This is a genomic window from Actinosynnema sp. NPDC050801, from assembly GCF_040673975.1.
In the GTDB taxonomy this organism is placed as follows: Bacteria; Actinomycetota; Actinomycetes; order Mycobacteriales; family Pseudonocardiaceae; genus Actinosynnema.
The window spans coordinates 551331-573264 of the sequence record NZ_JBFAQZ010000001.1 but is presented as its reverse complement, the minus strand read 5'-3'; the positions used below and the strand labels follow the sequence as shown (position 1 = coordinate 573264).

The following is a 21934-nucleotide window of genomic DNA, read 5'->3' as shown; positions in this document are numbered from 1 at the left end:
AGCGTAATCCGGTGCGTGGCGGTGGACCGTCAACTGCGACGAACGCCACCTGCGGCCTTCAGCGCACCGGGGGCGTCGACGGCGGCCTGACGTGCGGCGACGAGCGCGGCGAGCAGCTGGGAGTGGCGTTGCTCCGCGTCGTGGCCCGCGGTGCCGTTGGCCATGCGGTGCCGCAGGAACGCCAGTTCCGTGGCGGCCACCTGGTACCCCGCGACCGCCTTGGCCGCCTCGTCGCCGACCCGCCGCCGCACCGTGCGCCGCCACCGGCTGCGGCCCTGGAGGCTGGCCAGCAGGGTGACCTCGCTGGAGGCGATCCACTTGTTGGCGGCCATGGCGGGCAGCTGGCCCGCGACGATCCGCTGCTCGCGGCGGCGCTGCCAGACCACCATGAGCACCATGCCGGCGAAGATCGGCACCATGATCAGGAAGTACAGGTTGATGAAGGTGGAGCCGGTGCCGACGGTGGTGGAGAAGTTCCACAGCGAGTGCAGGCCCGCCGCGCCGAGGTAGCCGAGGACCGGTGCGATCACCCGCACCCGCCTGCTCGCGCTCATCGCCGCGATGCCGATGCCGATGCCGGTCATCGACGTGAACAGCGGGTGCGCGAACGGGGACAGCACGCCGCGCAGGATGAACAGCGCGATCACGCCGCTGCCCAGGTCGCCGAAACCGCTGTCGGAGAAGACCCGGGCGAAGTACCAGATGTTCTCGGTGAACGCGAAGCCCGCGGCCGTGACGCCCGCGTAGACCACGCCGTCCACCACGCCGTCGAACTCGTGCCGCCGGCGCAGGAACAGCACCACGATGAACGCCGCCTTCGCGGCCTCCTCCGTGATCGGCGCGCCCACCACGGCGGCGAACGTGCTGCCGTCACCGCCGTCGATCAGCTGGCCGAGCACGTGCGCGGTCTGGTTGAACACCAGGGAGGTGATCGTCGCGCCGCACGCGCCGTAGAGGAACGCCAGCAGGAGGATCTTCGCGGGCTCCGGCTCCCAGCGGTCGACCCACAGGTAGGCGCCGATCACCGCGAGCACGGGCAGCAGCGCGGCCACCGCGCCGACCAGGATCGGCAGCAGGCCGGTCTGGGAGGTGCCCAGGCCCAGCAGCACCAGTCCGCACACGCCGAGCGCGATCAAGCCCAGGACCGGGAGCAGGACGGTCCAGCGCTGCTGGTCGACGCGCTTGCGGGCGGGAGTGGTCACGAGGTGGAACTTTAAAGGGACACTTGACCGGTGGTGGACTCGGAAGCCCTGTGGCGGGAGGCGTTGTACGGGCCGTCGGGGTTCTTCACCCGCGGTGAGGTGCCCGCCGACCACTTCCGGACCGCGCCCCTGGTGGGTCCTGAGCTGGCCGAAGCGCTGCTCTCGCTGCTCGATCGGGTGGACTTCGCGCTCGGCAGGCCGGCGCGGCTGGATTTCGTGGACGTCGGGGCCGGTGGCGGGGAGCTGGCGGCGGCGGTGCGGTCGGGGGCGACCGGGTCGCTGGCGGCGCGGTTGGTGGTGACCGCGGTGGACGTCGGGCCGTCGCGGTCGGTGCCGGGTGTGCGGTGGCGGTCGACCCTGCCGTCCTCGGTGTGCGGGTTGCTGGTGGGGCACGAATGGCTGGACGCCGTGCCTTGTCCGCTGGTCACGGGGCCGTTGTCGCACCCCTGGCTGGATCGGTGGTGGCCGGTGGGAGAGGGGCTGCGGGCGGAGATCGGGGCGCCGAGGGACGCGGCTTGGGCGGATGCCGTGTCACGGGTCGAGCGCGGTGCGGCGTTGGCGGTGGACTACGGGCACGTGCTGGCCGACCGGGCGGCGGGTCGGTACGCGGCGGGGACGTTCGCGGCGTACCGGGGCGGGCGACGGGTGGAGCCGGTGTTCGACGGCAGCTGTGACCTCACCGCGCACGTGGCGCTGGACGCGTGCGCCGAGGCGGCCGGTGGCGAGTGGGTGCTCGTCTCGCAACGGGACGCCCTGGCGGCGCTGGGGCTCGTCGGGACGGTGTCGCCCGGCGAGCCCGGCTGGCTGACGGCGGCCGAGCGGGCGTCCCGGATCGCGGAGCTGCGGGCCGAGGGCGGGTTGGGGTCGTTCGGCTGGCTGCTGCACGGGGTCGGCGTGCCCGTGTCGTCCCTGCTCCCGCCCCTGCCCCCGTGGCGGCCCTGAGCCCTACTGCGACCAGAGCCCTACTGGGACCAGGGCGGCGTGATCCGCTGGTCCCCGACCAGGCCGGTGATCCCCACCGACGTGGCGACCAGGACCTTGGCCGGGCCGCCGACCAGCTGGAACTCCACGTGCGGCGGGACGACGACCGTCTCCCCGGCGCCCGCCTCGACCTCGTTGATCGTCACCCGGCCTTCGAGGACGTGGAAGACCTCCTCCTTGTCGACCTGGTGCCGCTCGCTCCTCGCGTCCACCGGCACCTCGACCGTCCACAGGGCGATCTGGGTGCTACCGCCCTTCGACGGCGTGGCGTGGGGGCGGAACACGAAGCCGTGGCGCTCGAACATCGCTCTCCAAACTAGTCAATGTGGTTGTCTAGTTGCAGACTAGGCGACTGTGGAACCCGTGTCGATGTTGTTCGCCAGGACGTTCCGAGTGATGACCGACCGCTTCCACGAACGACTGGCCGAACGCGACCTGGAACCCCTGCGCCCCGCGCACGGCTTCGTCTTCCGCTACCTCGCCAGCCGTCCCTCCGCCACCGCCGTCGACCTCGCCGCCCACCTCGGCGTCTCCAAGCAGGCGGCGACCAAGACCGTGGCCGAGCTGGTCGACTGGGGCTACGTCCACCGGACCCCGCACCCGAACGACCGCCGCGCCCGGGTCCTGGCCCTGACCGGCAAGGGTCGGTCGTACCTCCGCCTCGCCGACGCCCTCTGGGCGGAGCTGGAGGACGAGTTGGCGGCCGTCGTCGGCGCGGAACGGCTGGCCGTTTTGCGCGCGGCCCTGGAGACCTACCTCGCGGACGTGGACGGCGGCCTCCGCCCGGTCTGGTGACACGACGGCCGAAGACCGCCGGCACCGCGGCCCGCGACCGACCAGGGTCGAGCGCATGAGAATCCACGCGCTGCCGGACGACGTGCTGGACCGCGCTCGCGGGCTCGCCGGCACCGACGAGCACCACGAGCTGCACGACGAGTCACCCGGCGCACCACTGCGCTGCTGCCTGCGCAAGGCCGGACCGGGCGAGCCGGTGATCCTCTTCCGCCACACGCCCACGGCCGGCGCCGGGCCGTACGAGGAGCTGGGGCCGGTGTTCGCCCACGCCGAGCCGTGCGACGGGCCCGCGAGCACCGCGGAGTTCCCGGAGGCGTTCCGCCACGCGCGGCGGACGCTGCGCGCCTACACCGCCGGAGGCCGCATCCACGGCGGCGAGGTCGTGGAGCCGGGCAGCCTGTCGGACCGCGTCGAGGCGTTGCTCGACCACCCGGAGGTCGCCGAGGTCCAGGTCCGCAGCGCTTCCCACGGGTGCTTCCTGTTCGCGATCACCCGCGACTAGGCCTCGACCCCGGCGGCGACGGGCCGTGCGACGATGGACGGGTGGAGATCACCGTCGGCGTCGGCGCCGGTGCGCGGCACCTCGGGGTCGACCGCGTCGTCGACCTCGGCCCGCTGCACCCGTCGGCGCACGGCGCGTACCGGTTGCGGCTGACGGTCCGCGACGACGAGGTCATCACCGCCGCCGAGCCCCTGGTCGGCCACCTGCACCGGGGCGCGGAGAAGCTCTTCGAGGTCCGCGACTACCGGCAGGTCCTCACCCTCGCCAACCGGCACGACTGGCTCGCCGCCTTCTGCAACGAGCTGGCCGTCGCGCTGGCCGTGGAGCGGATGACCGGCATGGACGTCCCGCCCCGCGCCCAGGCGCTGCGCGTGCTGCTGTGCGAGCTCAACCGGATCATGGCGCACCTGGTCTTCCTCGCACCGCTGACCGGCGCCCGCGACCGCGACGCCGTGCAGGCGGTGCTGGAGGAGGCGTCCGGCGGCCGGATCCACTTCATGGCCAACCGGATCGGCGGCCTGCGCGAGGACGTGCCCGCGGGCTGGACCGACCGGGTGCGCGAGGTCCTGTCCACTGTGGACCCCGGTGAGGCGCCGGAAGGCCTGGCGGGCATCGGGGTGCTGACCCGCGACGCCGCGCTGGCGTACGGCGTCACCGGTCCGATCGGCCGTGCGTCCGGAGTGGACTTCGACCTGCGCCGCGACGACCCGCTGCCCGGCTACCGGAACCTGGACGTGCGCCCGGTCGTCCGGTCCGAGGGCGACGCGCTGGCCCGCGTCCGCGGCATGGTGGACGAGGTGCGGCACTCGGTCGCGCTCGCCGGCCAGTGCCTGGACCGGCTGCCGACCGGCCCGGTCAACCTGCGGCTGCCCAAGGCGATCAAGGCGCCCGAGGGCTCGGTCTACACGTGGGTCGAGGCGCCGTTGGGCACGTCCGGCGTGCACCTCGCGTCACGGGGCGAGAAGACGCCGTGGCGGCTGAAGCTGCGCACACCGTCGTTCAACAACGTGCAGGCGCTGTCCGCGCTGCTGCCCGGCACGGGGGTGGCCGACCTGCCCGCGGTGCTCGGGTCGTTCGCCGTGGTCGTCGGCGACATCGACAAGTGAGGGTCAGTCCTCGCGGCGGCGACGGCGGCGGGGCGAGTCGGCGCCGCCGAACGCGGCGAGCAGCTCGCTGACCGACTTGCCGTCCGCGTGCGCCCCGGCGGGCTCGGCCGGCTCCGGCGCGCTGCGCCTGCCGGACGGCTTGGGGGTGTCCTCCCACGAGTCCCAGCGCTCTTCGGCCCGACGCCGACCGCCCGGCTCGGCCGCGGGCCCGGTCGCCCGACGGCGGCCCTCCGGCGGCGTCACGGAAGCCGACGCGGAGTCCGCCGAACGCCCGCCGATCGACTCCGGCTCACCGACCACCGGCCGGTGCCCACCGGCCGGCTCGTCCGCGCGGCGCGACCGGCGCACGTCGTCCTCGGTGGTGCGGCGAGCGGGCTCCGACCGAGCCGCGACCGGCACGTGCTCACCGGTCGGCTCGGCCCGCGCCGCGGGTCGGCGCGCCTGTTCGCGGTTCGGGTCCGGACGACCCACGGGCCGGTGCTCACCGGTCAGGTCGACCCGGGCAGCCGACCGACGACCGGTCTCGCCCACCGGATCCGGGCGCGCCGCGGCCCGCGGCTCACCCGTCACGTCCACCCGCGCACCCGACCGGCGGTCCGTCTCGACGACCGGATCGGGACGACCGACCGGACGGTGCTCACCGGTCAGGTCCACCCGCGCCGCGGGCCGACGACCAGGCTCGACCGGATCCGGACGACCCACCGGCCGGTGCTCTCCCGTCGCGTCCACCCGCGCGGCAGGCCGACGACCGGGCTCGACCGGATCCGGACGCCCGACGGGCCGGTGCTCACCCGTCGCGTCCACCCGCGCCGCAGGCCGGCGGGGCTCCACCGGCCGGTGCTCTCCGGTCGACTCCACCCGCGCGGTCGACGGCCGGCGCACGTCCGGCGACGCCGCCGACCGCTGCTCGCCGGTCGACTCGGCCCGGGGCACGGCACGCTGCTCACCCGTCGACTCGGGACGGCCCGGCGTCCGCCGCACGGCCCCACCCGCGGTGTCCGGTCGCCGCGCCTGACCCTCGGCCAGCGCCTCCCGGCTGATCATCTCGGTCCGGTCGGCCACCCGGCTGCGCCGCTGCACGGTGTGCTCGGTCTTGGACGGCTCGGCCGCCCGCGTCCGATCGGCGGGCTCGGCGGTCCGAGCGGTCGCCGCGGGCGCGCCCAACCGCGCCGCCACGTCCCGGTTCACCCGCTCGGTCGGATCCGGCTCCCGCCGCACCACCACGGGCGGCGTCGGGCGGGGCTGGGCCGTCGCCCGGGCGGCCTCCCGGCGGACCGGCTGGGCCTGCTCGCGCCGCGCGGGCTCCGGGCGCGTCGGTTCGGGACGCCGCACCTGGTCCTTGCGCGAGGTCTCCACGTTGACCCGCTCGATCAGCTCGGTGCGGTCGACCTGCGGCTTCTCCGCGACCTTCTTCGTCACCGGCACGGCCGGACCGGCGTTGATGATCCGCTTGTCGCCCACGGCCATCAGCCGGGACTGGTCGGACAGGGCGCGCATCCGGGTCGACTCGGCGCGCAACGCCACGCGTTCCACCAGCACCTCGCCGCCGAGCAGGGCTTCCAGGTTCTCCCGCAGGGCGCGCAGCTCGCCGCGCAGCGCCTCCAGGTCGTCCTTGGCCTCCTCCTGCACCCGCTTGCGGGTCTCGGCCTCGACCTCCAGCTCGTACTCGCGCCGCGCCGCGACCTCGCGTTCCAGCTCCAGCTCGTAGACCGACTGGAGGTCGGCCACCTCGTCCTCGCGCTCGGTGATCTGCTTGCGGTACCGGGCCGCGAGGAACGCGCCGACCAGCGCGGCCCACAGCGCGGCGACCACGGCCAACCGCAGCCAGCGGGCGTTGTCGCTCAGCACCAGCACCGCCGCGGCACCGAGGGCGAGTGCCAATGCCGCTACCAGCAGTAGTCGCCCGGAGCCACGACCGTGATCTTGCTGCTCGTCATCATCCGACGCGCCTCGCCCGGTCATGGCGTCTACCGTACCGGTCAGTTACCCGATTGAGACCTCGGCGTCCGTATCTATTGATCGAGATGCGGGTCGTCGGGCGTCTTGCAGCACCGTTCCAGCCACAACGCGGCGGCGATGAGCACGACCGCGCAGACCACCCCGACGATGCCGCTGACCGTGTCGTTGTCGGCCGCCTCGAACTCACCGCGCGCCGGCAGCACGTAAAGGAGCACACCGGTCCACGCGCCGAGCATGATCGCGCCCAGCAGCGACGAGGCCTTGGCGAACGCCACCGCCCGCGCCGCGGCCAACGGCTCGACCGGCCGCGCGCCCGGCTTGCGCAGGATGCGGGCGCGCAGCGAGAACGCGAGCCACAGGTTGACCGCCGCGATCACGAGCAGGGTGAAACCGGCGAACGTCGGCAGCGGCGGGAGCGTGTCGTAGGCGAGCCTGATCAGCAGGTGCGCGAGCAGGCCCGCGACGAGTCCGGCGGCGAGCAGGTCACGGGGCTTGGTGAACCTCACCCCTCCATCGTCCCCGACTACTCGACCAGCGCGGTGTCCCGCCTGCCGAACATCGACAGCACGGGCAGCCACGGGGCGGGATCGGTGTCCCAGTCCAGCGCGCGCACCTGGTCGTCGCTGCGCCGTCCGCCCAGCACCCGCAGCAGCTCGAACGACGAGGTCCGCAGCGCGCCCGCGGGCTCGCCCTCGCCCACGACCCGGTCGCCGTGCTCCAGCGTGATCCGCAACGCGGGCAGGTGCCGGGCCCGCATCCGCTTGTCCAACTCCTGCAACGGCCGGGTCAACGCCGCGCGCACGGCCACGTTGTCCCGCTCGCCGGGGCGCCCCAGCGCGGTGCGGATGTCGTGCTCGTGCGAGACGATCTCCGCGACCAGCACGGCGCCCATCGGCGAGTCGAACAGCCCTTCGGCGACCTGGAAGCTGCGCTCCCACTCGACCAGCAACTCGCCGGTGCCGCGGCCGCGCCGGTCGGTGACGTGCCGCTCGCCCCACGACCCGTCCTCGACCCCGTCGAACCGCTGCTCGGTGAAGTCACCCAGCTCCGCGGCGAGGTGCGCGAGCACGTCCTTGACCGTCCACCCGGGGCAGGCGGCCACCGGCGCGTCGGGATCGCCACCGGTGACCAGGCTGATGATCCGCCGCCGTGCGGCGTCGTAAGTGACCGCGTTGCTCATCGCGCCACCTCCGCGGCCAACGCTACGCCCGGTGGCCCGGGCCGCGCAGCGCCGCTCAGGTCAGCCGGAGATCGTCCCGCCGGGTGACCCCGGAGACGTCCAGGTCCGCGAGCAGGTCGCGCACCGGGCCGTGCCCCGGCACGACCGGGTCCGGCTCCACGTCCAGCCACGGCACCAGCACCGACGCGCGGTCGTGCGCGCCGGGGTGCGGCAGCAGCAGTTCCGGGTCGGACGACCGCACGCCGTCCACCGTGACGACGTCCACGTCCAGCGTGCGCGGCCCCCACCGCCGTTCCCGCACCCGACCGGCGGCCTGCTCCAACGCCTGCCCGCGCCGCAGCCAGCCCCACTCGTCCACGTCGCCGGACACGACCAGCACCGCGTTGAGGAAGTCGTCCTGGTCGGTCACGCCCCACGGCGCGGTCTCGTACACCGGCGACGCGGCCACCAGCACGTCGGCGAACCCGGCCACCGCGAGCCGCAGGTGGCCCAGCCGGTCGCCCAGGTTCGAGCCGAGCGACAGCACCGCCCTAGTCACGGGTGCGCCTGATCGTCACCGAGACGTCCTCGAACGCCAACGGGATCGGCGCGGACGGCTTGTGCACGGTCACCTCGGTCGCCCGCACGCGCAGGTCGGTCATCACCTCGTCGGCGACCTTGCCCGCCACCGTCTCGATCAGGTCGTACGGCCCGCCGGCCACGATCGCCGCCGCGCGCTCGGCCAACTCGCCGTAGTGCAACGTCTCCCGCAGGTCGTCCGTGGCCGCCGCGCGCGACAGGTCCAGCCACGCGGTGATGTCGACCAGGAAGTCCTGGCCGTCGCGCTTCTCGTGCTCGAACACGCCGTGGAACCCGCGCACCCGCAGGCCGCGCAACGAGATCCGGTCGGACACCTCGGCCACCTCCGCTGGGGCGCTCACGTCAGTGGGCACTGCCCCTCCTCCACGCCCGCGCCACCGCGACCGCGTCCACCGACCGGTCCACGTCGTGCACCCGCACGCCCCACGCGCCCGCGAACGCCGCCAGCGCCGACACCGCCGCGGTCGCGTCCTCCCGGCCGTCGGGCGGCCGCTCGCCGAACAGGGCGCCCAGGAAGCGCTTGCGCGACGCGCCGACCAGCACCGGGAAACCCAGCTCCAGCAACGAGTCCAGCCCGTGCAGCAGCTGCCAGTTGTGCGTGGCGTCTTTCGCGAAGCCGAGACCCGGGTCGAGGACGATGTCGTCCGCCGCCACCCCGGCGGCCAGGGCGGCGTCCACCTGGCGGCACAACTCGTCGCGCACGTCGCGCACCACGTCGTCGTACACGGCCAGCTCGTCCATCCGCCTGCTGTGCCCACGCCAGTGCATCAGCACGTACGGCACGCCCGCCGACGCCACCAGCGGCGCCATCGCCGGGTCGGCCAACCCGCCGGACACGTCGTTCACGATCGTCGCGCCCGCGTCCAGCGCGGCCCGCGCCACCTCGGCCCGCGTGGTGTCCACGCTGACCGGCACGCCCTCCGCGACCAGCGCCCGGATCACCGGCGTGACCCGCCGCGCCTCCACCTCCGGCGGCACCCGGTCCGCGCCGGGCCGCGTCGACTCGCCACCGACGTCCACCAGGTCCGCGCCGCGCCGGAACATCGCCACGCCGTGCGCCACCGCCTCGTCCAGGTCGAGGTACCGGCCGCCGTCGGAGAACGAGTCGGGGGTCACGTTGAGCACGCCCATCACCACGCAGTGCCCCGGCCTGGGCACGCTCACCGCAAACGTCCCTTGATCAGCTCGATGGCCTCCGCCCGCGACGACGCCGAGCTGCGCAGCAACCCGCGCACCGCCGACGTCGTGGTCCGCGAACCGGGCTTGCGCACGCCGCGCATGGCCATGCACAGGTGCTCGGCCTCGACCACCACGATCACGCCGCGCGGGTCGAGCCGGCGCATCAACGCGTCGGCCACCTGCGACGTCAGCCGCTCCTGCACCTGCGGCCGCTTGGCGTACAGGTCGACCAGCCGGGCCAGCTTCGACAGCCCGGTCACCCGGCCGTGCTCGTTCGGGATGTACCCGACGTGCGCGACGCCGTGGAACGGCAGCAGGTGGTGCTCGCAGAACGAGAACATCGGGATGTCGGTGACCAGCACCAACTCCTCGTGGCTCTCGTCGAACGTCTTGGCCAGCACGCTGTCCGGGTCGGTGTGCAGCCCGGCGAACAGCTCCCGGTAGGCGCGCGCCACCCGGGCGGGCGTGTCCCGCAGCCCTTCGCGCTCCGGGTCCTCACCGCACGCGAGCAGCAGCTCGCGCACCGCCTCCTCGGCCCGCTTCTGGTCGAAGGGCCGGCGCGCGAGACCGGCCCCCCCGTTCACGGAGAGGCCGGTCTGGTCGATCGCGGTGCCTTGCTCGGTCACGTGCGGTTGTCCGGGTCCGTGTCGAAGGACCGCTTCCCCGCTTCCGCGTCCGTCGGCTCCGGCTGCCACTGCGGTGGCTGCGGGGCGCCGCCGGGCACCGTGGCAGGCGTCCACCCGGGCGGCGCGCCGTAGTTCGGCGGACCGGACGACGGGTGCTGCGGCTGCGGCGGGTAGGACTGCGGCTGTGCCTGCGGGTGGTTCTGCGCCTGCGGGTACGGCTGCGCCTGCGGGTACGGCTGCGCCTGCGGGTGGTTCTGGCCCTGCGGGTGAGGCGGGGCCTGCACGCCGTTGCTGCCGTTGGTCGGCGTCGGCACCGGGTCCTGCGCCGGCGGCAGCTCCTGGTCCAGGGTGTCCTCGATCGCGGGCGGCCACGGCTCGCCGCGCTCCTTGGCCAGTTCCGCCGGGGTCTTGACCGGCGGCTTGTCCGACGGGGTGCGGTTGCCGAAGTCGTTGAACTTGGTGATCCGCGGCCGCTTCTCGACGCCGGCGAAGACCCGCTCCAGGTCCTTCTGGTGCAGGGTCTCCTTCTCGATCAGCTCCAGCGTCAACGCGTCGAGCACGTCGCGGTAGGTGTTGAGCACCTCGTACGCCTCGGTGTGCGCGGCCTCGATCAGCTCGCGGACTTCCTCGTCGATCTCGTGCGCGACTTCCAGCGAGTAGTCGGCCTGCCGGCCCATGCTGCGGCCGAGGAACGGCTCGCCCTGCTCCTGGCCGTACTTGACCGCGCCGAGCCGGGCGGACATGCCGTACTCGGTCACCATCGCGCGGGCGATCTTGGTCGCCTGCTCGATGTCGTTGGACGCGCCCGTGGTCGGCTCGTGGAAGACCAGCTCCTCGGCGGAGCGGCCACCCAGCGCGAACACCAGCCGGGCGATCATCTCGGACCTGGTCATCAGGTCCTTGTCCTCCTCGGGCACGGAGAGGGTGTGACCACCCGTCCGGCCGCGGGCCAGGATCGTGACCTTGTAGACCGGGTCGATGTCCGGCATCGCCCACGCGGCCAGGGCGTGCCCGGCCTCGTGGTAGGCGGTGATCTTCTTCTCCTTCTCGGAGATGATCCGGCTCTTGCGCGCCGGACCGCCGATCACGCGGTCGACCGACTCCTCCAGCTCGACGCTGGTGATGATCGTGCCGTTCTTGCGCGCGGTGAGCAGCGCGGCCTCGTTGACGACGTTGGCCAGGTCGGCGCCGGAGAAGCCGACGGTGCGCTTGGCCAGGCCGTCGAGGTCGGCTTCGGCGTGCAGCGGCTTGCCCTTGGAGTGCACGCGCAGGATCTGCTTGCGACCCTTCAGGTCCGGCGCGGACACCGGGATCTGCCGGTCGAACCGGCCGGGGCGCAGCAGCGCCGGGTCGAGGATGTCGGGCCGGTTCGTCGCCGCGATCAGGATGATCCCGCCGCGCGAGTCGAAGCCGTCCATCTCGACCAGCAGCTGGTTGAGCGTCTGCTCGCGCTCGTCGTGCCCGCCGCCCATGCCGGCGCCGCGGTGGCGGCCGACCGCGTCGATCTCGTCGACGAAGATGATGCACGGCGCGTTCTGCTTGGCCTGTTCGAACAGGTCGCGGACGCGCGAGGCGCCGACGCCGACGAACATCTCCACGAAGTCCGAGCCGGAGATCGAGTAGAACGGCACGCCGGCCTCACCGGCCACGGCGCGCGCGAGCAGCGTCTTGCCGGTGCCGGGCGGGCCGTACAGCAGCACGCCCTTGGGGATCTTCGCGCCCAGGGCCTGGTAGCGGCCCGGGTTCTGCAGGAAGTCCTTGATCTCGTAGAGCTCTTCGACGGCCTCTTCGGCACCCGCGACGTCCGCGAACGTCGTCTTGGGCATGTCCTTGGACAGCTGCTTCGCCTTGGACTTGCCGAAGTTCAGGACGCGGTTCCCGCCGCCCTGGGCGTTGTTCATCATCCACATCAGCAGGAGCAGCAGCAGGCCCAGCGGGACCAGGTACAGCAGCATCTGCATCAGGAACGAGTCCTGGGTGACCTTGGTCTCGACGACCGGCTTGTTGCCCGCCTGGTCGAGGATGGTGAAGATCTCGTCCGTTGAGCTCGCCGGGAACTGGGCGCGCACGCGGTTGCTGCCCTCGACGGTCACCCCGTCGTTGAGGGTGAGCTTGAGGAGCTGCTCCTTGTCCTCGATCGTGGCTTCCTTGACCTGGCCGTCCCGGATCTGTTGCAGTGCCTGGGACGTCTTGATCGGGGTGTAGCCCCGGTTGTCGTCGAAGAGCACGTTGAAGGCGTAAAAGAGCAGCAACACCGCCACGATCCACAGCAGCGGGTTGCGAAGCAGGCGCTTGCGGTCCATGCACTTACGGCCGGCGGGCGGCCTCGACCCTCCCTGACTTGTCGACGGGCGCAGACGGGCACACCCGTCCGACCAGACTACCGCCCATGGCTCGGGCGAAGCGCTCCGCGTGCGGGCCCTGTCGCGTCTTGCCCGACCAACGGGCGAGGGGCGCCCGGGGTTCCCGTGGTGACCGCGAACACGGATCCCAGGTCAGCGCGGTTCATCCGGTCGGATGACTCGATCATGAACCAGGTGGGGCTCAACCCCGTAACACTTACATGGGGTGGTCCGTTACTAGCAGGTAGCGACGATGTGAGGACCATTCGAGTGATGTAGAACACGAGAGTTTGTCATGTGAGTGAGCCGTGTCATCCTCGGCCGACCACCGAGTGTTCTTCGCCCACCCGAAAGGGTGAACACCGACCGAAGGTACGAAGCATGTCAGCTCGCAACCCGGACAAGCCCGGTCGCTTCCGCCGCGTCCTCCTGCCCGTCGGCGCGCTGGTCGGCGTCATCGCCGCCGCGGGCGTCACCGTGGTGGCGCTGCGAGCCACCAGCGGCCCCGAGTGCAGGGGCACCCTCCCGCTCAAGATCGCGGTCACCCCGGCGATCGAGGAGGTCGTCCGCGGCGCCGCCGACGACTACCAGACCACCCAACCCATGGTGGACGGCAAGTGCGTGCAGGTGCAGGTGGAGGCGCGCGGTGCGGCCGACGTGGCCAACGAGCTGCCGACCGCGCAGATCAACCCGCCCGCGCTGTGGGTGCCGGACTCGTCCATGTGGGCGGCCGAGACCCAGCGGCAGGCCGGTGACGAGGGCGCCGAGGCGCCGCGGCTGGACATCCTCGACCCGCTGGCGAGCTCGCCGCTGGTGATCGCGGGCTCGGAGCAGGCGATGACCGCGCTCGGCTGGCCGATCTCGCCCGTGACCTGGGCGAAGGTCGTCGACCCCACGGTGCCGGTGACGCTGAGCGACCCGACCACGTCCACCGAGGGCCTGGCCACGCTGGCGGTCATCCGCGCGCAGCTGGGCAACCCGGACGGCACGCCGAAGCCGGAGCTGATCGGCGCGCTGCTGCGGGTGGGCCGCAACGCGCTGCCGTCCGTGCGCGACGCGTTCGGCAAGGCCGTGCAGGGCGCGGAGAACGCGCCGGTGTTCACCGCTTCGGAGCAGTCCGTGCTGGCCGCCAACCGGGCGGCCGGGGCGCGCCGCGTGGTCGCGTCCTACCCGAAGGAGGGCACGGTCTCGTTCGACTACCCGCTGGTGCGGGTGAGCCGGTCGGGTGAGCAGGCGGGCACCGCGCAGGCCGCGGTCGACTTCGAGAAGGCGTTGCGCACCGGCCGGACCGCCCAGCGGTTCACCGAGGCGGGCTTCCGCACGGCCGACGGCAGCGCGCCCGGCGGGTGGACGAACGAGGAGCACGGCGTGCGCGGCGACGACGTGGCCGTGCTGAAGACGCCGGACCCGGACCAGGTCTCCGAGCTGCTGCGCACGTGGGGCGCGGTGAGCCTGGACACCAGGCTGCTGGCCGTGCTGGACGTGTCCGGTTCGATGGCCGAGAAGATGAGCAACGGCCAGACCAGGATCGAGGCGGCCCGGGAGGCGGCGCTGACCGCGTTGGGCATGCTGCCCGACACCTCGGAGATCGGCCTCTGGGCGTTCTCGACGAACAAGAAGCCGCCGAACGACTGGATCGAGCTCGTGCCGGTCGGGCCGCTGGGCGAGCCGATCGGCGGCGCGCCGCGGCGGGTGCAGCTGCAGAAGGGCGCGGGGAACCTGCCCGCCCTGGTCGGCGGCGGCACGTCGTTGCACGAGACCGCGCTGGCCGCGTTCCGGCACGTGCAGCAGACCTACGACCCGTCGAAGATCAACTCGGTCACGCTGATCACCGACGGCAGCAACGACGACATCTCCAGCATCGACCTGCCCGGCCTGCTGGCCACCTTGAAGCAGGAGGCCGACCCGGCCCGCCCGGTGCCGATGATCATGGTGGGCCTGGGCGCCGACGCCGACATGAACGCGTTGCGCCAGATCGCCGACGCCACCGGCGGCAAGGCCTACCAGGCCATGGAGCCGGAGGACATCCGCGGCGTCCTCCTGGACGGCATCTCCCAACGGCGCTGCCGGCCGAACTGTTAGGCCGCTGCTCCGCAGACGGCGGCTCGGCCGCCTGGAAGTCGGCCCATCGCGTCGCCTTTCCCGCCGATCGAAGAGCGTGATCGGCGGGAAAGGCGACGCGACAGGCCGACGCGGCCTCGCGGCTCAGCTCGAATACACCTTCGGGTCCAGGGTGCCGATGTAGGGCAGGTCGCGGTAGCGCTCGGCGTAGTCCAGGCCGTAGCCGACGACGAACTCGTTCGGGATCTCGAAACCGACGTACTTGACCGGCACCTCGACCTTCACCGCGTCCGGCTTGCGCAGCAGCGTGCACACCTCCAGCGACCGCGGCTTGCGCGACGCCAGGTTCTTGAGCAGCCACGACAGCGTCAGGCCCGAGTCGATGATGTCCTCGACGATGATCACGTCGCGGTCGGCGATGTCCCGGTCGAGGTCCTTGAGGATGCGCACCACGCCGGAGGACGAGGTCGACGAGCCGTAGGAGCTCACCGCCATGAACTCCAGCTGCACCGGCACCGGCAGCGCCCTGGCCAGGTCGGTCATGAACATCACCGCGCCCTTGAGCACGGTGATCAGCACCAGGTCGTTCGCGCCGTCGGCCGGGTAGTCAGCCGCGACCTTGTTGGCCAGCTCGGTGACCTTGTCGCTGATCTCCTGCTCGCTGATGAGCACGGAACTGATGTCGCCGTCGTACACGGACGGTTCCCCTTTTGTCATGACTGCACTGGTTCCACTCGCAGCCTGCCATGCGCGCGCCGTGCCACAAAGCCGCCGGGCAGCCACACGCCGCCCTGTCCGCGCCACTCGCTCACCAGTGCGTCGACCCGGCGCAGGTGCGAGTCGGACAACTCGGGCACGTCCTCGGCCAGCAGCCAGCGGCGCAGGACGCGGCGGCGCAGCGCGGTCGGCAGGCGTGCCACGTCGTCGACCGAGCGGCAGTCGCCGTCGAACGCCTCGGCGAGCTCGTCCAGCGCGTCGTTGTCCTCGCGCAGGTGGGCCGCCGTGCGGGCGAGGGCGTCGGCCACCCCGCCCTGGAGGACCTCCTCCAGCAGCGGGAGGACTTCGCGGCGCAGGCGGACCCTGGTGTAGCGCGGGTCCTCGTTGTGCGGGTCGCTCCACGGCGTGAGGCCGAGTTCGTCGCAGGCGGCGTTCGTCACGGCCCGGGAGACGCGCAGCAGCGGACGGCCCCACGGCGGGTCGTGCGGGCGCATCCCGGCGATGCTGCGCGGGCCGGAGCCGCGGCCGAGGCCGAGCAGCACCGTCTCCGCCTGGTCGTCCCTGGTGTGACCGAGCAGCACCAGGCCGCGCTCCGGTCTCAGCGCCGCGTACCTGGCCCGGCGGGCGGCCGCCTCAGGACCACCCGGTCCGGTGACGACGACGCGGCGCACCTCGGCGGTCAGGCCCAGCTCGCGGCAGGTGCGCGCGGCCCGTTCGGCGACGTCGGCGGAGTCGGCTTGGAGGCCGTGATCCACGACGACCGCCTCGGCCTCGGTGAGCCCGGCCGTGACGGCGGCCAGGGCGAGCGAGTCCGCGCCGCCGCTCACCGCGACGGTCACCTGTTCGGGTCGGTGCTCGTGCAGGAAGCGCTTGACGGCCGTGCGCACTTCGGCGAGGGGTCCGTTCACGGTCGGTCGCTCACGGCTGGACGCGACGCAGCCACCCCGCCGGGTCGGTGATCTCCGCGCGCGTGGGCAGGGTGTCCGGGCTGGTCCAGATGGTGTTGAAGCGGTCCATGCCGACCGCGTCGACCACGTGCCCGGTGAACGCCGCGCCCTCGGCGTACTGGCGGACCTTCGCCTCGACGCCGAGGAGGGTGCGCAGCACCCGGTCCAGCACGCCACCGCCCTGGCGCCGGGCGGTGAAGCGCTCGCGGATCGTGCGGACCGACGGCACGACGTCCGGGCCGACGGCGTCCATCACGTGGTCGGCGTGGCCCTCCAGCAGCGTCGACAGGGCGATGAGCCGGTCGAGCACCTCGCGCTGGGCGGGGCTCTGGAGCAGTTCCACCAGGCCGCCCGCCTCGCGCAGCCGCTTCGGCAGGTCGCGCAGGCGTGGCGCGGAGCTCTCGTCCATGCTGCCGAGCAGGGTGCCGACCAGGCCCGCGAAGTGGTCGGCGAGCCACGGCACGGCGGTGAACTGCAGGCGGTGGGTGCCCTCGTGCAGGCACACCCACATGCTGAAGTCCTCGCCGGAGACGTCGAGGGCGCGTTGGGCGCCGACGATGTTCGGCGCGACCAGCAGCAACCGGCCGCCTTCGGAGAACGGGTCGTACTGGCCGAGCACCCGGCCGCTGAGGAACGCGATGACGACACCCGCCTGGACGCCCGCCGTGCCCGCGAGGACGCCGCTGAGCGCGCCGGACTGCTTCGGCAGGGCGCCGTCGGTGAGCGCGGCCAGCCCTTGCACGGCGGCGCGCACCCACGCCGGCCGGTCGACCACCTCGCCCTGCTTGAGCGGCAGCCCGTGACCGAGGCCGGTGAGGTCGCGGACGTGCACCTCGGCGTCCACGGCGAGTTCGCGCAGGCGGTGCACGGCGACGTCGGCCTCGGCTCTGGGCACGACCGGGCCGGGGCGGACGAGCCTGGTCGCCGTGGTGACGGCCAGGGCCCAATCGACCGGGGCACTGCGGTCCTGCGTCGCCGGGTTCACCCTCCTGACGCTACCTGCGCAACCGGCCCGAACGTAGAACTCCCACGTCCTGAACGTACGACTCACCCGACCTGAACGTTCGACTCGCGCGTTCCGAACGTAGGACACGCGCGCGTGTCCTACGTTCGCGTCCCGCGTGTCCTACGTTCAGGACAGGCGTGTCCTACGTTCAGGTACCCCGAGTTCAACGCTCGGGACAGGTCAGCAGCCGCAGCCGCGCAGGGCGGCGGCCATCTCGTCCAGCGCGCCCCGCACCTTCGGGGTTTCGTCGCCGCTCAACGAGATGAACGCGAACACCAGCAGCCGCCCCTCGGCGTCCACCACCACGCCCGCGAGCGAGTTCACGCTGGTCAACGTCCCGGTCTTGGCCCGCACCCAGCCACGCCCGCCGGCACCCCACTCCTCGTAGCGGTTGGCCAGCGTGCCGCTGCCGCCCGCCACCGGCAGGGCCGTCAGCAACGGGCGCAGCTTGGCCGTCCTGGCATCGGAGGCGTCCGGCTTGGCCGCCGCCGCGAGCACGTCGGCCAGCAGCTTCGCGGGCACCTTGTCGTTGGGCGACAACCCGCTGCCGTCCACCATCGTGACCGCCGACAGGTCGAACCCGTTCTCGGTCAGCACGTCCCGCACGGCCTTGGCCGCGCCCGCGAACGACGGCTCCGCCCCGCGCGCCTTGGCCACCTCCCGCGCCATCGTCTCGGCCAGCACGTTGTCCGAGATCTGCATCAGGTTCTCGACCAGCCGGTCCACCGGCACGGACTTCACCTCGCCGAGCACCTCCGCGCCCGACGGCGCCACGCCCGCCGCCACCGCCGGCACGCCCAACCGCTGCGCCAACGCCTGCGCCGCCAGCGCCGCGGGGGTCGACGTGCGCCGCACCTCGTCCTTCGTCGGGTCCTCACGCCCGCCGTCCAGCATCACCGGCTCGATCGGCGCGACGTACCCGCCCGGCACGTCGTCGGGGTGCCAACCGGGCGCGGTCCCCGGTCCCGCGTACCGGGACACGTCGTACTGCACCTGCGTCACCGGGCCGCCGGAGGCACGCACCTGCGCGGCCAGGTCGTCGATCGTCGCCGCGCCCGGGTACACCGTCGGCCGCCCGGCGGGCAGGGACGACAGCGTCGGGTCGCCCCCGCCGACCAGCACGACCGACCCCGGCTGCGCGCCCCGCACGACCTTGGTCGACAGCTGGGACGTGTGGTCGAGGCTCAGCAGCGCCGCCGCGGCGGTGAGGATCTTGATCGTGGACGCGGGCGTCGACGGCGTCGCCTCGCCCTGGTTCCACAGCACCGTCCCGGTGACCGGGTCCACCACCACGCCCGACACGGGGTCCAGCATCCCGTTCGCCGCCGGACCGGCCAGCACCGCGCGCACGCCCGCGGCCGTGGCCGGGGTGCCGCCCGCACCGACCCCCTTCATCGCCAACGACACCGGCGCAGGGGGCAGCGGCGCGGCCGTCGTCGGCGCCGGGGTGGTGTCGAACCACCCCATCCGGGTGCCGGTCACCGCCGTGCCCGCGAGGGCGATCACCACCAGGGCCACCGCGGCGAGCACGAACGGACGCTTCCGGCGACGCGCCGGGGCCGCCGGCGCCTCACTTTCCGTGATCGGTTCAGGGACCGGTTCAGGTTCCGACTTGATCTCGGTCGGCGGCGCCGCGGCGGGCGGCGAGGCGGGCTTCGGCGGCACCCTGACGGGCTCGGCGCGCACCGGCGCGGTGATCCGCATGGTGGGCGGGTCAGGCCGCCTGACCTGCACCGTCGGCGGCTCGCGGTCGACCTCGTCACCGTCAACGGTCGGCCACGATGGCTCGTCGGGCACGCAGTCCTCCGCGGTCGAGTACGGGCAACGTCACACCCTCGGCAAGGGGTTGACGAGACGTCGTAGTCCACACTAGTGGCGTAACGAACGGCGAAGACGAGCGAGGACCGCGCAGTGGAGTTCGACGTCACCATCGAGATCCCCAAGGGGGTCCGCAACAAGTACGAGATGGACCACAAGACGGGGCGCATCCGGCTGGACCGGACCCTGTTCACGGCCACTCAGTACCCGGCGGACTACGGGTTCGTCGACAACACGCTGGGCGAGGACGGCGACCCGCTCGACGCGCTCGTGATCGTCCAGGAGCCGACGTTCCCCGGCTGCCTGATCAAGTCGCGCGCGATCGGCATGTTCCGCATGACCGACGAGAAGGGCGGCGACGACAAGCTGCTCTGCGTCCCGGCGGAGGACCCGCGCTCGGAGCACCTGCGCGACATCCACCACCTCAACGAGTTCTACCGGCTGGAGATCCAGCACTTCTTCGAGGTCTACAAGGACCTGGAGCCGGGCAAGAGCGTCGAGGGCGCGACGTGGGTCGGCCGCACCGAGGCCGAGGCCGAGATCGTCCGCTCGTACCAGCGCCTGAAGGACGCCGTGGCGCGCGGCGAAGAGCACTGAGCCGAACCTGAGCCGACAAGAGGCCCGCCCCCCGGATCGGGGGGCGGGCCTCTTCCGCTGTGCGGTCCCGGTCCTACCGGGTCAGTGCGTCGCGATCGGGGCGGGCTTCTCGTCCTCCGCGTTCGCGTCCTGCACCCGCTCCAGGCCGGACCGGTTGGACAGCGGCACCTCGCGCAGGAACCAGATCATCGCGAAACCGATGAGCGTCACCACGCTGCCGACCAGGAACACCAGGTCGATCGACTCGGAGAAGCCGTCCAGGAACGGCCGGGCCAGCACCGGGTCGAGCTTGGTCAGGAACTCGGTGTTGTCCAGGTCGAAGCCGCCGCCGCCCTGCAGCCCGGCGGCGAACTCGCGGTTCTCCGGTCGGGCCAGCGCGGCCTGGAAGTCGGGCGTGCCCGAGGCCGTGCGCAGCGCGTTGCCGATCTTGTCGCCGACCGTGCTGAACAGGATCGACAGGAACACCGCGGTACCGACCGTGCCGCCGATCTGGCGGAAGAACGTGGCCGACGAGGTCGCCACGCCCATGTCGCGCGGCTCGGCGTCGTTCTGGATGGCCACCAGCAACGTCTGCATGCACAGGCCGAGGCCCGCGCCGGTGAAGAACATCAGCACCAGCGGCTGGTAGCTCGGCGTGTCCGTGCCGACGAAGCTGAACAGGAACAGCGAGACCGTCATCAGCCCGAACCCGATCACCGGGAACACCTTGTAGCGGCCGGTCTTCGCGGTGATGTTGCCGCTCGTGCCCGCCGCCGTCATGATGCCCAGCGTCAGCGGCAGCATCATCAGGCCCGACTCGGTGGCCGAGTAGCCCTTGACGATCTGCAGGTACAGCGGCAGCGACACCATGGCGCCGAACATCCCGATGCCCAGCACGAAGTTGATCCCGTTGCCCAGCGAGAACGTCTGCCGCTTGAACAGCCGCAGCGGCAGCAGCGCCTCGTCGCCCATGCGCCGTTCGGTGAGCACGAACCCGATCAGGCCCAGCACACCGACGACGTACATGGCGATCGCGGTGCCCGACGCCCAGCCCCACTCGCGGCCCTGCTCGGCCACGATCAGCAGCGGCACCAGGCCGACGGTCAGCAGACCGGCGCCGACGAAGTCGATCCGGTGGTTCACCCGCTGGTGCGGGATGTTGAGCACCTTGGCCACCACGGCCAGCGCGATCAGGGCGATCGGCACGTTGATCAGGAACACCCAGCGCCAGCCGGCCGTGCCCAGGAACGACTCCATGCCCGCGAACAGGCCGCCGACGACCGGGCCCGCGACGCTGGAGATGCCGAACACGGCCATGAAGTAGCCGGTGTAGCGGCTGCGCTCACGCGGCGAGGTGATGTCCGCCAGGATCGCCATGGCCAACGACATCAGACCGCCGGCGCCCAGGCCCTGCACCGCGCGGAACGCGGCCAGCTCGTACATCGAGTTCGCGATGCCGGACAGCAGCGAGCCGGCGAGGAACAGCGAGATCGCGGTCAGGTACATCGGCTTGCGGCCGTAGATGTCGGACAGCTTGCCGTACAGCGGCGTGGAGACCGTCGCCGTGATCAGGTACGCGGTGGTGGCCCACGCTTGCAACGTCTGGCCGTGCAGCTCGTCCGCGATGGTCTTCATGGCCGTGGCCACGATCATCTGGTCGAGCGCGGCCAGGAACAGCCCGAGCAGCAGGCCCGACAGGATCGTCAGGATCTGCCGGTGGGTGAGCAGGGCGGCGCCGGGTGGCGTCGCGTCCGCTCGGGTTGTCGCTTCCGACATCACTTCTCCCCTTCTGAGCGCGGCCCCAGTCCGCTCTCAGCGATGAAATCCGGTAGCGCCTTCTCGTAGTCCCCCACGAAGCGCTCGAAGTACTCGATGAACTGGCCCCACTCCTGCGTGGGCCAGTCCGCGAACAAGCGGGCCAGTGCCGCGTTGCGCTGCGCCCGGCGTTCGGCCAGCAGGCGAGCGCCGGCGCCGGTCACCGCCAGCACGCTCGCCCGGCCGTCCTCCGGGTCGGCCCGGCGTTCCACCAGGCCGTCCTTGACCAGCGTCGCCACCTGGCGGCTGACCGTGGACGGGTCGGAGAACACCGCCTCGGCCAGCGCGCTCGCCCGCGACGGGCCGAGCTGGTTGAGGTTGGCCAGCAGCACGAAGGAGGCCTTGTCCAGGCCCGACTTGCTCATGTGCGCGGCGACGCAGGCGTGCATCTTGTTCATGCGGACCAGCGCCATCCCGAGGCGGTCGGCCATGGCGAGCTCGTCGGCCCGCACTCCGTCACTCACCGGGGTCGCCATCCCACACTCCGTTTGCTTGCATCAACCAACTAGTTGCTGAGTACAAGCATGGACTTCGTCGAGCGCG

At 72.5% G+C, this 21934-nt stretch carries 23 protein-coding genes; 7 read left to right on the top strand and 16 right to left on the bottom strand.

The features are described 5' to 3' along the window. Window positions 1-29: 29 nt before the first annotated feature. Window positions 30-1202, bottom strand: a complete 1173-nt coding sequence (locus tag AB0K14_RS02835) for a PrsW family intramembrane metalloprotease (RefSeq protein ID WP_360454315.1) — start codon at window positions 1200-1202, stop codon at window positions 30-32. A 30-nt stretch (window positions 1203-1232) separates the two neighbouring features. Between AB0K14_RS02835 and AB0K14_RS02830 the strand changes: the two genes are divergently transcribed. Then, the gene (locus AB0K14_RS02830; protein ID WP_360454318.1) at window positions 1233-2144 is read left to right on the top strand and encodes an SAM-dependent methyltransferase; all 912 of its coding nucleotides are present in this window, start codon (window positions 1233-1235) and stop codon (window positions 2142-2144) included. A gap of 20 nt (window positions 2145-2164) precedes the next feature. Here AB0K14_RS02830 and AB0K14_RS02825 read toward each other — a convergent pair whose 3' ends face one another. Beyond that, the gene (locus AB0K14_RS02825; RefSeq protein ID WP_360454321.1) at window positions 2165-2488 is read right to left on the bottom strand and encodes a cupin domain-containing protein; all 324 of its coding nucleotides are present in this window, start codon (window positions 2486-2488) and stop codon (window positions 2165-2167) included. A 91-nt stretch (window positions 2489-2579) separates the two neighbouring features. Here AB0K14_RS02825 and AB0K14_RS02820 point away from each other — a divergent pair, with 91 nt between their 5' ends. From AB0K14_RS02820 to AB0K14_RS02810, 3 genes are read left to right on the top strand one after another with little or no spacing between them, the layout of a single operon-like run. Then, window positions 2580-2978 (top strand): MarR family winged helix-turn-helix transcriptional regulator, encoded by a 399-nt coding sequence (locus AB0K14_RS02820; protein ID WP_360454324.1) that lies wholly within the window; start codon window positions 2580-2582, stop codon window positions 2976-2978. A 55-nt stretch (window positions 2979-3033) separates the two neighbouring features. Continuing rightward, on the top strand, window positions 3034-3480 hold the full coding sequence (locus AB0K14_RS02815) for a DUF1203 domain-containing protein (RefSeq protein ID WP_360454327.1): 447 nt from the start codon (window positions 3034-3036) through the stop codon (window positions 3478-3480). Window positions 3481-3521: 41 nt separating this feature from the next. Beyond that, on the top strand, window positions 3522-4586 hold the full coding sequence (locus AB0K14_RS02810; RefSeq protein WP_360454330.1) for an NADH-quinone oxidoreductase subunit D: 1065 nt from the start codon (window positions 3522-3524) through the stop codon (window positions 4584-4586). Window positions 4587-4589: 3 nt separating this feature from the next. Here the strand turns inward: AB0K14_RS02810 and AB0K14_RS02805 are convergent, their stop codons facing one another. Genes AB0K14_RS02805 through ftsH form a run of 8 tightly spaced genes read right to left on the bottom strand, consistent with a single transcriptional unit; the run spans window position 4590 to window position 12412 of the window. Then, the gene (locus AB0K14_RS02805) at window positions 4590-6548 is read right to left on the bottom strand and encodes a DUF6779 domain-containing protein (protein WP_360454333.1); all 1959 of its coding nucleotides are present in this window, start codon (window positions 6546-6548) and stop codon (window positions 4590-4592) included. A gap of 50 nt (window positions 6549-6598) precedes the next feature. Then, complete coding sequence (locus AB0K14_RS02800) at window positions 6599-7051, bottom strand: DUF3180 domain-containing protein (protein WP_360454336.1); 453 nt, start codon at window positions 7049-7051, stop codon at window positions 6599-6601. Between the two features lie 17 nt (window positions 7052-7068). Next, entirely contained in the window at window positions 7069-7725 is a 657-nt protein-coding gene (locus tag AB0K14_RS02795; RefSeq protein WP_360454338.1) for a maleylpyruvate isomerase family mycothiol-dependent enzyme, read from the bottom strand. A 55-nt stretch (window positions 7726-7780) separates the two neighbouring features. Next, complete coding sequence (gene folK, locus AB0K14_RS02790; RefSeq protein WP_360454341.1) at window positions 7781-8263, bottom strand: 2-amino-4-hydroxy-6-hydroxymethyldihydropteridine diphosphokinase; 483 nt, start codon at window positions 8261-8263, stop codon at window positions 7781-7783. Continuing rightward, complete coding sequence (folB, locus tag AB0K14_RS02785) at window positions 8256-8618, bottom strand: dihydroneopterin aldolase (RefSeq protein ID WP_360454364.1); 363 nt, start codon at window positions 8616-8618, stop codon at window positions 8256-8258. Before folB ends, folK begins: the two co-directional genes overlap by 8 nt. Window positions 8619-8646: 28 nt before the next feature. After that, complete coding sequence (gene folP / locus AB0K14_RS02780; protein ID WP_360454367.1) at window positions 8647-9435, bottom strand: dihydropteroate synthase; 789 nt, start codon at window positions 9433-9435, stop codon at window positions 8647-8649. A 29-nt stretch (window positions 9436-9464) separates the two neighbouring features. After that, window positions 9465-10067: a GTP cyclohydrolase I FolE gene (gene folE, locus AB0K14_RS02775; protein ID WP_360454369.1), complete on the bottom strand. Its 603-nt coding sequence runs from the start codon at window positions 10065-10067 to the stop codon at window positions 9465-9467. Window positions 10068-10105: 38 nt separating this feature from the next. Further along, window positions 10106-12412 carry an ATP-dependent zinc metalloprotease FtsH gene (ftsH, locus tag AB0K14_RS02770; protein WP_360454343.1) on the bottom strand — a complete coding sequence of 769 codons (2307 nt, stop codon included), beginning with the start codon at window positions 12410-12412 and terminating at the stop codon, window positions 10106-10108. A gap of 420 nt (window positions 12413-12832) precedes the next feature. Between ftsH and AB0K14_RS02765 the strand changes: the two genes are divergently transcribed. Then, complete coding sequence (locus tag AB0K14_RS02765; RefSeq protein WP_360454346.1) at window positions 12833-14533, top strand: substrate-binding and VWA domain-containing protein; 1701 nt, start codon at window positions 12833-12835, stop codon at window positions 14531-14533. Between the two features lie 123 nt (window positions 14534-14656). Here AB0K14_RS02765 and hpt read toward each other — a convergent pair whose 3' ends face one another. The 4 genes from hpt to dacB form a co-directional block, all read right to left on the bottom strand. Continuing rightward, window positions 14657-15208 (bottom strand): hypoxanthine phosphoribosyltransferase, encoded by a 552-nt coding sequence (hpt, locus tag AB0K14_RS02760; RefSeq protein WP_360466193.1) that lies wholly within the window; start codon window positions 15206-15208, stop codon window positions 14657-14659. Window positions 15209-15225: 17 nt separating this feature from the next. Beyond that, on the bottom strand, window positions 15226-16137 hold the full coding sequence (gene tilS / locus AB0K14_RS02755) for a tRNA lysidine(34) synthetase TilS (RefSeq protein ID WP_360466190.1): 912 nt from the start codon (window positions 16135-16137) through the stop codon (window positions 15226-15228). A gap of 10 nt (window positions 16138-16147) precedes the next feature. Then, window positions 16148-17161, bottom strand: a complete 1014-nt coding sequence (locus AB0K14_RS02750) for a zinc-dependent metalloprotease (protein ID WP_360466187.1) — start codon at window positions 17159-17161, stop codon at window positions 16148-16150. Window positions 17162-17362: 201 nt separating this feature from the next. Next, window positions 17363-18712, bottom strand: coding sequence for a D-alanyl-D-alanine carboxypeptidase/D-alanyl-D-alanine-endopeptidase (dacB, locus tag AB0K14_RS02745; protein WP_360466185.1), 1350 nt, complete (start codon window positions 18710-18712; stop codon window positions 17363-17365). A gap of 82 nt (window positions 18713-18794) precedes the next feature. Here dacB and AB0K14_RS02740 point away from each other — a divergent pair, with 82 nt between their 5' ends. Beyond that, entirely contained in the window at window positions 18795-19055 is a 261-nt protein-coding gene (locus AB0K14_RS02740; RefSeq protein ID WP_360466182.1) for a hypothetical protein, read from the top strand. Between the two features lie 38 nt (window positions 19056-19093). Beyond that, window positions 19094-19597 carry an inorganic diphosphatase gene (locus AB0K14_RS02735; protein ID WP_360466180.1) on the top strand — a complete coding sequence of 168 codons (504 nt, stop codon included), beginning with the start codon at window positions 19094-19096 and terminating at the stop codon, window positions 19595-19597. Window positions 19598-19678: 81 nt separating this feature from the next. On the opposite strand, the gene AB0K14_RS02730 is transcribed toward AB0K14_RS02735, so the two are convergent. Further along, window positions 19679-21352, bottom strand: coding sequence for an MDR family MFS transporter (locus AB0K14_RS02730; RefSeq protein ID WP_360466177.1), 1674 nt, complete (start codon window positions 21350-21352; stop codon window positions 19679-19681). Further along, complete coding sequence (locus AB0K14_RS02725) at window positions 21352-21855, bottom strand: MarR family transcriptional regulator (protein WP_360466175.1); 504 nt, start codon at window positions 21853-21855, stop codon at window positions 21352-21354. Before AB0K14_RS02725 ends, AB0K14_RS02730 begins: the two co-directional genes overlap by 1 nt. Between the last annotated feature and the right edge of the window lie 79 nt (window positions 21856-21934).

Bases quoted from the DNA above. Each gene is read 5' to 3' on its own strand.
- AB0K14_RS02765 (WP_360454346.1), top strand. From the start codon at position 12,833: ATGTCAGCTCGCAACCCGGACAAGCCCGGTCGCTTCCGCCGCGTCCTC.
- AB0K14_RS02805 (WP_360454333.1), bottom strand. From the start codon at position 6,548: ATGACCGGGCGAGGCGCGTCGGATGATGACGAGCAGCAAGATCACGGT.
- ftsH (WP_360454343.1), bottom strand. From the start codon at position 12,412: ATGGACCGCAAGCGCCTGCTTCGCAACCCGCTGCTGTGGATCGTGGCG.
- folP (WP_360454367.1), bottom strand. From the start codon at position 9,435: ATGGGCGTGCTCAACGTGACCCCCGACTCGTTCTCCGACGGCGGCCGG.
- AB0K14_RS02815 (WP_360454327.1), top strand. From the start codon at position 3,034: ATGAGAATCCACGCGCTGCCGGACGACGTGCTGGACCGCGCTCGCGGG.
- AB0K14_RS02730 (WP_360466177.1), bottom strand. From the start codon at position 21,352: ATGTCGGAAGCGACAACCCGAGCGGACGCGACGCCACCCGGCGCCGCC.
- AB0K14_RS02825 (WP_360454321.1), bottom strand. From the start codon at position 2,488: ATGTTCGAGCGCCACGGCTTCGTGTTCCGCCCCCACGCCACGCCGTCG.
- AB0K14_RS02795 (WP_360454338.1), bottom strand. From the start codon at position 7,725: ATGAGCAACGCGGTCACTTACGACGCCGCACGGCGGCGGATCATCAGC.
- AB0K14_RS02820 (WP_360454324.1), top strand. From the start codon at position 2,580: ATGACCGACCGCTTCCACGAACGACTGGCCGAACGCGACCTGGAACCC.